Genomic DNA, 11,532 nt, shown 5'->3' with positions numbered 1-11,532 from the left:
TTTTAGGCGAGCCTAAATCTTGCATGTCACAATCAGAGCGATACGGGTTAGCACAGCTACGTGTGGTATTTGTCGTCGGTATACTCTGTTGTTCGCTACTTGCCGGAGTCGGACTCACTACCGCGTCGTCATCGGATATCTACGTCACCGTTTCCGACGTTACAGTTTCGAACGACGAACCGACAACTGGTGAGGCTGTCACAGTCACGCCGACAGTCAGCCTCTCGAGTCAGCAAGACGGGGGATTCGAGATCACGCAGGTTATTCTAACGGCTCCTGATCAGGGACGGGTCGACGAAGCGGGCGACCTCGGCGTCATCGCAGCCGGGGAAAGTATCGATGTCCCGCTTCAGACGACGTTCGACACCGCGGGCGAAAAGCGCTTGATGGTGAAAGTACGCGGAATCAGAACAGATGCAGACGGGAGTACGCAGAAGATCGGTGTTATCAAGCGGCCCGTCTACGTCAGCGTCTCTGAACCTTCGTCCAATCCAGTGACGGAACCACAGCTGCAGATCAGTACTGACCGTGCAGTCGCTGGGTCCGACGTCCCGGCCACAGTAACGGTCTCGAACGGCGACGACAACGCGTTGACTGATCTCGTGCTCCGGCTCGAGGGCAACGGAACTGTCGAAGACCCAACGCGGGTTCGTCCGACGCTCGGTGCTGGAAATATGACGACCTTCGATTTCAACGTCCAGCCTGAGAAAATCGGTTCTAACAGCCTCGAGGCGACGTTGGCGTACAATAGTGGAAGTCAAGTAACGGCCACTCGGTCGATTCAAGTCGAACCGTTACGCGAAGACGTCGGTCTGTACGCCTCAGTCCTCGAGCAAAACGGATCGACAGTGCTTCAGTACCGAGTCACCAATCAGGGGAACGCCCCAGTTAGCGATGTATCGATTTCGGGGCAAGGAGGCGACACTCAGTTGCCGGATGCGACGATCGGGACTGTCGACGCAGCGTCTGCTGAGACAGTGACGATTCCGGCCACCAATGCACTGGTCGGGACTGCTGAGCTCGAGGCGACGTACACGGTCGGCGACCGCACAGCGCAGACGAGCCAAACCGTCGAGGTTACGGAATCGACTGCAACGAAGTCTCAAACCAGTACCAACGGTGAACAGTCGATCACCGCAGCTGGTGGGTTCGGTGGCCTTCCGTTTACAGGCGTCAGTCTCGTTCTTATCGGCCTCCTCAGTGTTGGCCTCGTTGGCTATCGCCAGTGGGACCGGTGACCAAGTGGGGTTGCTGATAGAAGGTAGCTATCGAGACAGCCTGAACATGCGTCCAGAACCGTGAGGCAAACACTCTCGCTTTCACTGAATTGAGGCGCTACACCCCTTTCTCATACTACCGGACAAAAGTCAGTGAATACTCGATCGCGTCTCGACGGCTGTCGCCGTCGGCGACAGCGTCTCGAGTGCGATCGGTGTCTGAACCGTTTTGTCCGGCAGTATCAGCAACCGCCAATCGTAGCGCAGGCATGAGCAGCGAGGGATCCAGCGCGTATGGAATCTTTTCTCACAGTCTCGAGGAAGGAGGAGCAAGACACTCCGAATCATCGTCTTCAAAATCGCTTCGTGATTCTGACGGGCTGCGAAAATCACTACATAATTTTCGAGTGTCTGTGGCGACTGCGCTCCGGGTGTATCAACTCACTGTGTGGCTCAGGCAGGCTGGGTGTCTCGGGTGGTCACCCGATGGGTTGGGTTATCAGCCTCGTGATTACTGGCAGCCCAGTTCGCACCAGCCCGCTCCGTGAACGTCTGGTCAAACTCACACTTATCACACTGTAGTTCGCATTTTCCGTGTGCACATTCATCACGGCCAACCGTAACAGCACTCCAGTGCCACCGTTGGCCGGTTCTGATTCCCACGACAGCGACCGCTGCCGACGTAATGAGCGATGATCCCGTCACAGTGGAGACGGAGAGTTGGTATTTTCGATGTGAATTGTGTGATGATGGACGCAAATATCCGCCGAATTCCAACCACTGATGAAGATGGACAGGTTACCGGGATCGTCACGTTCGACGACTTTGTCGTGCTCTTCGGTCGAGGACTCAAGCTGCTCAGCAATCTCGTCGAAGCTGAAGTCCCGCCAGACGAACATACGTGAATCGCCTCAGGGTCAAGCCCCGAGTCTTCCTGCTTCCACGACGTTGTCAGACTTCGCCTGACTGCCTATCGAGGTTCCCTCGACAAACGTGCTTTGCAGATACCTGAGTGGTGTCCGTGGGGAGCGCAGTCTCCACAGGATGTCTTCGGGCCATCTCAGCCCTAATTCAGAAAAACCGCACTGAGGACGTTTATCGCCGCGTTTGCGTCGCGGTCACATTCAAACCCACACGAGGGGCACTCCTTCGTCGTCCTCAGACGCCTACGCTCTCTCGAGCCACCATGAGCGAGTCGCCGACTGGATCAGAGCGCCTATTCGACGATGACTTTCCCGACCATCCCAGCGGCTTCGTGGGGAATACAGTAATATTCGTGTGTCCCCGTCGCCTCGAAGGTGTGAACGTATGACTGACCGGGTTGGACGGCACCCTTCCCGTTCTCCCAGCCGGTCTCTGCTGCGGACTGCGAGTCGAAGCCACCCGACGCCCAGTATCCGGCGCTGTCGGGAATCTTGTCCTCATACGCGGTCACGGAGTGCGCTTCGCCACTCGCGTAGGTCCAGGCCACCTTGTCACCTTTCGAGACCGTGATCTCTGCCGGCTCGTATGCGACGGCAGTCATGTCGATGACGTGATCAGCGTTCTCGGGGACACCTTCGACAACGTTTGGACCGCCTTGGAGGTCTGCGTTACTACCATGACCGTCGTCCGAGTGGGAGTGCGAGTGTGAGCCGCCCGATGCTCCGGCTAGGTCGAGATCGAGAGGGAGCTTTTCGACGCTGTCGACGAGTGCGAATTGCGCGTACTGCGAGGCGTTTGCGAACGACTCAGCTGCCCCACCAATGTCGCCGTCCTCCTGGAGCGCAGTGATGTAGGCGTCGAGTTGTGCCTCGAAGGTTTCGTAGGCGTTGTGATCGGCCTCCTCGATCAGTTCGTGGACGCGAGCCTCCTCGAAGTGACCGAACACGTCCTGCATTACGGCCGCGGCAGCCTCGGTGTGTGAGCCACCACTGCTGCTGACGATGGCGTAAACCGACGCCAGCGCCTCCGCGTTGAACTGCTTTGTGACAGGATACACGTCGTCGCCGTTGCTGGCAGCCGTGGAGATCCCGCCGAGTCGTTCTTCGAACGTCTCGTAGGTCGATTCGTCCGCCTCCTCGAGCGCCTCGTGGTAGCCGCCCGCGCCGGACTCGAAGTGTTCGAACGCGTCCTGAGCGATCGCCTGTGCTCGACTGTCATTTCCAAGCGTATCGAGGACGGCTGCGTCGAAGCCGCGAGCGGCCATGTAGCCACCCTCGGCACCGCTCACCGTTGCGGTGCTGCCGGCCATCGTTTCGAACTCCAGTAGCGTCGACTGGACTCCCTCGTAATGGGTTTCGACACCGGAGTCGTTCGTGTTCTTGAACGCGTCGATCAGACCGCTGAGATGCTCTTCCTCGAATTGGGTGTAGAGATCCTCGCTGGTCGACTCGACCGTCTCGTGAACCTCGAGTTCGTTTTGTTCGAACCGCTCGAAGAGGTCCTCTGCGATCGAGGCAGCGACGGTATTCTGACCCAAGCGATACAGTTCACGGGCGTCATCGAACCGTGCTCGGAAGAACGCTGCCTCGAGAAGCGGTGCGTTCGCGCCGGCGAGTGCCTCGATCCCGGCCACAAGATTCGAATCAACCGTTTCGACAGCAGCGTCGATATCGGACGCGTTTCCGTTCTTGATCGCGGACTGGAGATCCGAGAGTCCGGCTTCGAAGCCTTCGTAGGCGTCACCGTCGGCTTCTTCGAGTGCTTCGTGTGCTCGTGCGCCTTCGAAGTGGGCGAAAATGTCGCTCGCCATCGTCGCAGCCCGGTCGGTCTCGCCACGAGCAGCGAGCCACTGGCAGTCGTACGCGCGGGCGCGATAGATATTCAATGCGGCAGCGTGTGCGAACGACGAAGAGGGGCCACCCATCGATGCGAGTGCCGCCGCATCCCAGCCCTGGGCCTGGAGCGCTGCCATATGCCCCGCACCCGCAGCGGACTCGTTGTCAGCAATCGCGTAGCTGCCATCGATCGCCGCCTCGAACGCCTCATTGGCGTTTTTCTGGACACTCTCGCTATTCTCGTTCCCAGCAGCCGATTCGACCGCCGCGACAGCGCTCTCGAACGTAGCGTAGGCTTCACTGTCGGCCGATGGGAGTGCATCGTGAACCGGCGCCTCTTCGAAACGACTCAGGACGTTTGCTGCGGTGGTTTGTGCCGCCTCGAAGTTCCCCGAGGCCGCGAGGAACGCGGCGTTCTGGATGGTAACCCCGAACAACTGCAGATCGAGTAGCTGTGCCGTCGTCTCGCCAGCGAGTGCCTGCTGGACCTCGGCGAGTTGCGTGCTCGCGATAGCTGTCTCCTCGCGAGCGCGACTGATGTTTCCGGCCTGGAGTCCTGCCGTTCGGAGCTCATCCAGCGCTTCCTCGAACGCTTCGTAGTTCGATTCACTCGTCGCCTCGAGCATCTCGTGAGCACCGTACTCCCCGGAGGCTTGCTCGAACCGGGCAAACGTCTGCTGAGCGACCGATGCGCCAGCACCCGTTTCATCGGCGACGCCCAGCGAAAGGGAATCCCAGACACGGGCGCGCATCGCGTTCCACTCTGCGCTGACAGCCGCATTCACTGACGCGGCCGTCTCTGCCTCGTCGGTTCCCTGTGAGGCTGTTTTTGTCGTGTTGTCCCCATCCTCTCCCGAAGCGCTACAGCCGGCAAGTCCAGCTGCAATTGCGGCCGTACTCGCTGCCAATAGCTCCCGTCTGCTTGATCGCATATTTTTTAGGCTCGCCTAAAACTTGATAACTCATTCGATTTAGGCCAGCCAAAACAGTGGTGCAATACTGATTCTGACGAGGGATTTTTAAATCAATCGAATCGAACAGTGACCGTCGGTGCCGGCCGCCGACCCACCAGCTCCGTTCCCGACTGGGTAGACGCCGTTGGGAGGGACAGTTCTGCCGAAACGACTCGAGTCCCACACTCGATGGGTCTAGTAGTCGCCGTTGACGATGTCGCTAACTTCCGTCCGGTCGTAGAGGTCCACCTCAATGTCATAGATTTGTTTGGCTGCCCGCTCGGTCACAACGAGGTTCGTAATTGGGCCCTGATAAAGCGGCCCACCTCGGTAGACATCGCCGTTCTGGACGGCCGTTAGCTCGCTGGCGACACTGTCGTTTTTCATCTGGGAGACGATCGCGTTCTGAAACTCCTCGGCGGTCTTCGATTCTTGTCCGCGGAACAGAATAATCTCTGGATCGATCTCGAGCAGTGTCTCGTAGTCGACTGAACCACGCGTGTTGTGGAAGTCTCGCACGTCTGTATTGGCGAACGCGTCCGTGACCTTGAGGTCACGCCACTGCTTGAAACTCGTTCCTTCGCCGATCAGGTACGGCGAGAACGATCCCATATCGCTTTCGGTGGCCCACATGATGGCGACGCTCGGTCGCTGGCTCTCCGGTGGGACAATATCAGTGACGTTCGACTGGAACTCGTCATGGAGGCTCGCGAAGGCCTCGTATCGCTCCGTTTCCTGAAAGACCTGCGCCAGCTTCTCGAAGGCTTCGTACAGCGAGAGGTAGTCGTAGTCGTGCCACCCGTAGCCGGTCGAAAAGATGTTGTTACCGAAGAAAGGCGTCCCCGTCGCTTCGATTCGGTCGATATCCTCCTGGGCCCAGCTGTCGGTTCGACCGAGGATGAAGTTCGGATCATTGACGAAGAGGTCGACGCTCTCGCTCAACTCGAGGAATTCCTCCGGATTCAGTTCTCCTTCCCAGAGCGATGTCATATCGCTTTTATCCACGCTCACGCCAGGAATATCGTCGTAGTACTGCGTGTGATAGCGACTGGCGAGATACAGGGCTTCGGGCGGCTCCTGACCCAGTGCAATCCCCATATCGGCCCAGCTACCATTATTGGCCGCCCATTTCTTCGGGACGCTGTCAAACTCAACTTCGCCGACTGGCGGCATCGACACCGTGTACGCAGCGTCGTCGTCTGACGTTCCGCTCCCGCCGATGCAGCCGGCCATTGTACTCACGCCAGCGACAACTCCACTCGTTCGAAGTACGTTTCGTCTCGTCCAACTGTTTTCTCCGTTCATCAGCTTTTAGGCTAACCTAAAAATTGAAAAGCGTTTCGAAGCCAGGCGATCGTTTGTCCTAAAACGTGCCAGTGACGATGTCAGCGACCGCCTGTCGGTCGAACAGCTCCTCGTCGCCGAACTCGTCAGGATAGATTCCCTGTGCGGCCCGCTCGAGCTGGAAGAGATGGATAATCGGTCCCTGGTAGGTCATCCCGCCGTAGACGACGCGATCGTTCTGGACCGCTCGGAGGTTTCTCGCGGTGTCGTGGGTTCGCAGGTACGAAACCATCCCGTCCTCGAACGCCGCGTCGGTGACGGCTCCCTGTTGTCTGATCGCGATGACGTCGGGGTCGATCTCGAGAAGCGTCTCGTAATCGATGGTTCCGCCGGTTGCTTGCGCGTCGGCGATGCCGTTTTTCGCCAGCGCACCCTCGACACGGAGGTCGTTCCAGTGTTTGGATTGCGTTCCCTCGTCGATGAGGTACGGATAGAACGCCTCTGGTTGTTGGGACGCAGGAACGAGCACTGCAACGGTGGGCCGCTCGTCAGGTAGTCGTGACTGCACGTTCGCGATGACGTCCTCGTGGAGTCGTTCGAACGCCTCATAGCGCTCCCGTTCCTGAAACACTGCGGCTACCTTTTCGAAGGCTTCGTACAGCGTGTAGCGGGAATAGTCGTGCCAGTCGTAACTGGCTGAAAAGATCGTGTTGCCGACGAACGGCGCGACGTTTCGCGCGATCCCGTCGATGTCGTCCTGGCTCCAGCCGAGTCGATTGATCATGAAGTTGGGGTCGATCAGGTGGACATCCGCATCGATAGTGTAGAATGTTTCGCGGTCGGTACCGCCCTGCCAGAGTTGTGTGAGTTCGTCGGTCTCGACCGAGACGCCCGGCAACTCGTCGTAGTGGTGTGCGGCGAACCGACTCCGGAGGCCGATGCCAGCCAGTCCATCAGCCTGCCCGAGTGCAACGCCCATGTCGGCGTAATCTCCTGTGTAGGGTACCCACCGTTCTGGGACGGTATCGAACTCGACGGTACCAACGGGCTCCATGGTAACGGAATGTCCGTGTTCTCCATCCGCTCTGTCATTCGATGACCCAGAATCACCAAGGCAACCGGCGGTTATGCCGAGTCCGGCGATTGCCGCCCCCGTTTTCAGTACCCCGCGTCTCGTCCGTCTCGCGTCAGTCTCCATCAGATTTTAGGCTGGCCTAAAAATACAAAAACGTTCCGAACGGAGCCACTACAACCGGCGATTCGGCAACGAACGCTTCGGGAGGACCTGTAGTTCGGGTTCGTACCTGACGGTCGCTTCGATGCCGAAGACGTCGGCGAGCAACTGTTCGGTGACGACCTCTTCGGGCGGCCCCCAGTCGTAGAGTTCGCCGTCACACATCGCGATCAGATAGTCGGCGAAACGCGCTGCCTGCGAGATATCGTGGAGTATCACAGCGACGGTGACCCCCTTCTGTTCGTTTAGCTGACGGATCGTCTCGAGGACGCGAAACTGGTGGTGAACGTCCAGAAACGTCGTTGGCTCGTCGAGCAATAGGACATCGGTGTCCTGTGCCAACACCATCGCAATCCAGACCAGTTGCTTTTGCCCACCGCTCAGTTGCCCGAGTTCGGCGTTTCGGAGGTGTTCGATACCCGCCAACTCGAGCGCGCGTTCGACTGCCTCGCGATCCGTTTCACTGACGCTGTCGAAGAATCCACGGTGGGGGTACCGGCCGTGATAGACGAGATCTTCGACGGAGATCGAGCCCAGCGAGTCGTTCTCCTGTGAGAGGACACCTAGTTCGCGCGCCAGTGCTTTCTGACTGAACGAGTCGAGGTCGTCGCCATGAATTCGGACCGTTCCCGTCTCCGGCTCGAGGTGGTTCGAGAGCGCCTTCAGCAGTGTGCTCTTCCCGCTGCCGTTCGGGCCGACGAGTGCGGTCACCGCCTCCTCGGGGATATCGAGGCGTGCACAGTCGACGATCGGTTCCTCACTCGTCGGGTAGCTCAACTCGAGGTTCTCACCGACGAGTGCGCTGTCGATGGCAACGCCGTCCTCGTCAGTGATCCGGTCCTGTTCGCGTTCGTGGTCCTGTGTGCGTGCCATTATAATTCACCCATCGATTGTTGCTTGCGCATCAGATAGAGGAAGTATGGGCCGCCGACGAGTCCGGTGACAACGCCGACGGGAAGCTGGGTGCCAGACAGCGCGAGACGTGCACCGACGTCGGCGACGACCATCAGTGCAGGGCCGGCGAAGAGACAACCGAGTATCAGCCGTCGGTAGTCACCGCCGACGGTATTTCGAACGATATGCGGGACGACGAGTCCGAAGAAGCTGACAATCCCGGCGACAGCGATCGCAGCGCTTGCAGCCAGAATGGCAACGACTGAGAGGAGAAAGCGAGTCCGTTCGACGCGCATCCCGAGCGATCGGGCAGTCCGTTCGCCCAGCATCAACACGTTTAGCTGTCGCGCTCCACCGATCGCGATTGCACACGAGAGGAGCGCTGGGAGGATCGCGATTCTGACCTCGTCCCAGCCGGTCCCCGTCAGTGATCCCGTAAGCCAAGCGACTGCCGTCTGGACGACACCGAGGTCGTCAGCGAAAAAGAACAGCCCCTGTTGGAGTGATTGAAAGACCATGTTGACGATGACGCCGGCGAGAACGAGACGGACGGGACTCGTGCCACCCTTCCAAGCGATCGTGTAGACGATGATAAATGCAACCGCACCTCCCAGGGTCGCGATGAGTGGCAGCACCGACGCGAGCCCGCTGAAAACGATCAGCGTCGCCAAGACGGCGAACCCAGCGCCGGAGCTAACTCCTAACACGAAGGGGCTCGCCAGTTCGTTGCGCGTTACGGCCTGGAAGATCGCACCGGAGACCGCAAGCGTCGCCCCAGTGATGATCCCCACGAACACGCGCGGTACTCGGAGTTCCCACACGACGATGCTCGCGGTACTCATCTCCGGAAGCTCCGTCCCGAACAGAAACGCTGACCACGCGGTGACATTCAAGATCACGTTAGGATTGAACACTGCCCGCCAGGCCTCGAGGAACGTCATCGAGTACTCTCCGAAACTCACCTGAACAAGCCCAGCGATGGCGGTGATGATCGTACTCGCCAGACAAAAGAGGATAAGCGTCCCCGTAACCCATCCCGCTCGCTGCTGGGCGGGTGTCTGACCACTAACCGACTGTGTTTCTGCCATCTGTGTTTAGGCGCGCCTAAAAACTTTTAGTAGTTGTGGTTTTAGGTGGCCACATTGATGACTGGTGCAGTCACTGAGGGCACAGGAGAAAGGGGTGTTCCGCCGGGAACACCCCGAGTGATCACGACGACTGATTTGCTGAATTGCTCACCAACTCGATGAATCCAACTTCCGAGCCGAGAAAATTCCATTCTCCTCCGGCTATCCCGCTGAGTGCTCCCGCTTCGCCTCCGATTCCAAGAATCGTGAGGCTCGCTTGAGATTCGTCCCGATAGCTTTCGCTATCGACGCGTTCTTCACCTTAATCGTCCCCGTGAACCGTGCTTTCTCCCCATCCTGGTAATACACCTCATTGACCAACGACTCAGCCCCAGCGCGTAAGTTCAGAAACTCCTTCTCTGCTGGATTATCCAACCGCTTGCGTCGGTGAGCAAGTGCTAATTTCCGCTCGTAGAAGCCGTAACTGTAGAACTTCTGTTTCTCCCGGACGAAGCAATTCTCCCTGTGTGGACAGTCTTCACAGAACTCTTTCCCCATTCGCCCTGAGATACGACCACTCTCGGGCATGTACCGCTGCTCGAATGGTTCGTGTCCGGCGGGACACGCAACCATTCGGTGGTCGTCCCACTCTGCATCCGCTAGCGATAACTTCTCTGCAGGAGGCCGCTGCCCGGTTAGTCCCGTGAAGTGCTGCGTGATCCCATGATCATCGCAGCACGCCTCTACTTCTTTGTGCGTGTAGCCACCGTCAACGAGGAGATCCGTTAACCCGGTCTCCTCCGGCAATTCTGGCACGTCTTCGGCTAACAGATCACCATCGTCTGTGTTGTTCGTGTCAACGCGAATCGTCGTGATCAGTCGAAATGGGTTCTCTCCGCCACAGGTCTCAGCGACGTTCGCTTTGTAGCCGCAAAAAGACTCACCGCCCTTCCGGCGGTGAGTCGCATCCACGTCGTGGGGATTTTGCATCGACCCGCTACTGATCTCGTCGGGCTCTTTCAGCCCGACGCGATCTTGCTCGTGGTCGTCCTCATTGGACTGGGCTGGCTCATCACTGGCCTGCTCGTGGCCTGTCTCTCCCTCGCTGGATGTGAAGGTTCTAAGTGGTTCCCATCCCGGTGACGGCGAGTCACCGGGATGGTCGTCATCGTCGTCTTCATCGTGATCACGGTCATCGTCTTCGAGTTCAGGAATGCGGTAGCACTGTTCGTCGAGGATTTGCTGGAGATGAGCAAAACTCTCCAGTTCAGCGTAGTTTTGCTCCTCTTCGAACCTGTCGATCAACCAAGTAGCATGCTCGATGAGTGTTTCCATGGTCGAGTTGATCTCACCTGGCTCCAGTTCATAGGATAGCTCCAGGTTCTCCGTATCGGCGAATTCGTCTAGTCCGGCAGGGAGTTCCTGGACGATCTCGTCGGGGAGATCGTCCAGGAAGTTGTGAACGACTTTGGCGATGAGATCGATTCGGGAGAGTTGCTTGATGTTAGCCTCGATAAACGTCGAATCCATTCGCTGGGTACTGGCATCGATCTCGAACTCGTCTTGGAGGTAGCTTCGGTGATCCTGGAAAACCTCGTGCAACAGGTCTTGACCAGTCTCTTCTTCGTGTTCCAGTAAGCGTCGGCGGAAATTGGTGAACGTTTTCGCACAGATGTTGTCACCGAGCGTTTCCTTCCCTAGCGCGTTCCTGACGCGAAAATCGAACAGATAGGCGTGTTCGAGCTGCTCATCAGATAGCCCAAGCAGGTGCTTGATGATTTCCAGGGAAACCAACTCGTTGACCGGTTTGTTCGGCCGGCTATACCCGTCATGGTATAGCTGGCCGAACTTCTTCTCATCAATCTGGGTGAAGACATGTTCGTAGAAATGAGTAGACCAGTGATTCTGTAACTTCGTCTTTAGTCCGGATTGTAGGTCTTTTACAGGCGAAAACAGTGCTTCCTGCTGATACTCATTATTCTCTTTAAACACGTCTTACCCCAATACTGCGACTATTCGAGCTGAAGTGACGTATAGCTTTTCAATATAATTTCAGTAAGTTTTTCACTGCCTACGCGTAGCCCATAAGCCGTCTGACCGGACCCCTTTCTACTTCGCCCTCAG

8 protein-coding genes and 1 pseudogene are annotated in these 11,532 nt (G+C 57.9%); 2 read left to right on the top strand and 7 right to left on the bottom strand.

Features of this window, described 5'->3' with window-relative positions:
• The first annotated feature begins 23 nt into the window (after positions 1-23).
• On the top strand, positions 24-1,238 hold the full coding sequence (locus BSG09_RS15960; protein WP_092934851.1) for a COG1361 family protein: 1,215 nt from the start codon (positions 24-26) through the stop codon (positions 1,236-1,238).
• Between the two features lie 725 nt (positions 1,239-1,963).
• Positions 1,964-2,122 carry a CBS domain-containing protein gene (locus BSG09_RS20920; protein ID WP_149782370.1) on the top strand — a complete coding sequence of 53 codons (159 nt, stop codon included), beginning with the start codon at positions 1,964-1,966 and terminating at the stop codon, positions 2,120-2,122.
• 46 nt (positions 2,123-2,168) lie between these two features.
• Here the strand turns inward: BSG09_RS20920 and BSG09_RS21370 are convergent.
• From BSG09_RS21370 to BSG09_RS15920, 7 genes and pseudogenes are all read right to left on the bottom strand, one after another.
• Positions 2,169-2,379 (bottom strand): annotated as a pseudogene (locus BSG09_RS21370) (zinc ribbon domain-containing protein).
• A 54-nt stretch (positions 2,380-2,433) separates the two neighbouring features.
• Entirely contained in the window at positions 2,434-4,908 is a 2,475-nt protein-coding gene (locus BSG09_RS15945) for a DUF5059 domain-containing protein (protein WP_092934847.1), read from the bottom strand.
• A 216-nt stretch (positions 4,909-5,124) separates the two neighbouring features.
• A complete protein-coding gene (locus BSG09_RS15940; protein ID WP_092934845.1) occupies positions 5,125-6,234 on the bottom strand; it encodes an ABC transporter substrate-binding protein in 1,110 nt (369 codons plus the stop codon).
• Positions 6,235-6,292: 58 nt separating this feature from the next.
• Positions 6,293-7,411 carry an ABC transporter substrate-binding protein gene (locus tag BSG09_RS15935; RefSeq protein WP_092934842.1) on the bottom strand — a complete coding sequence of 373 codons (1,119 nt, stop codon included), beginning with the start codon at positions 7,409-7,411 and terminating at the stop codon, positions 6,293-6,295.
• A gap of 48 nt (positions 7,412-7,459) precedes the next feature.
• A complete protein-coding gene (locus tag BSG09_RS15930; protein ID WP_092934840.1) occupies positions 7,460-8,320 on the bottom strand; it encodes an ABC transporter ATP-binding protein in 861 nt (286 codons plus the stop codon).
• A complete protein-coding gene (locus BSG09_RS15925) occupies positions 8,320-9,429 on the bottom strand; it encodes a FecCD family ABC transporter permease (RefSeq protein ID WP_092934838.1) in 1,110 nt (369 codons plus the stop codon). Before BSG09_RS15925 ends, BSG09_RS15930 begins: the two co-directional genes overlap by 1 nt.
• A 201-nt stretch (positions 9,430-9,630) precedes the next feature.
• Entirely contained in the window at positions 9,631-11,400 is a 1,770-nt protein-coding gene (locus tag BSG09_RS15920; RefSeq protein WP_092934829.1) for a transposase, read from the bottom strand.
• Between the last annotated feature and the right edge of the window lie 132 nt (positions 11,401-11,532).

Origin of the sequence: Natrinema hispanicum (assembly GCF_900111485.1) — an archaeon.
GTDB classification, from domain to species: Archaea; Halobacteriota; Halobacteria; order Halobacteriales; family Natrialbaceae; genus Natrinema; species Natrinema hispanicum_A.
Note: the sequence above shows the minus strand (reverse complement) of the source record. Positions and strands in the feature narration are given on the sequence as shown.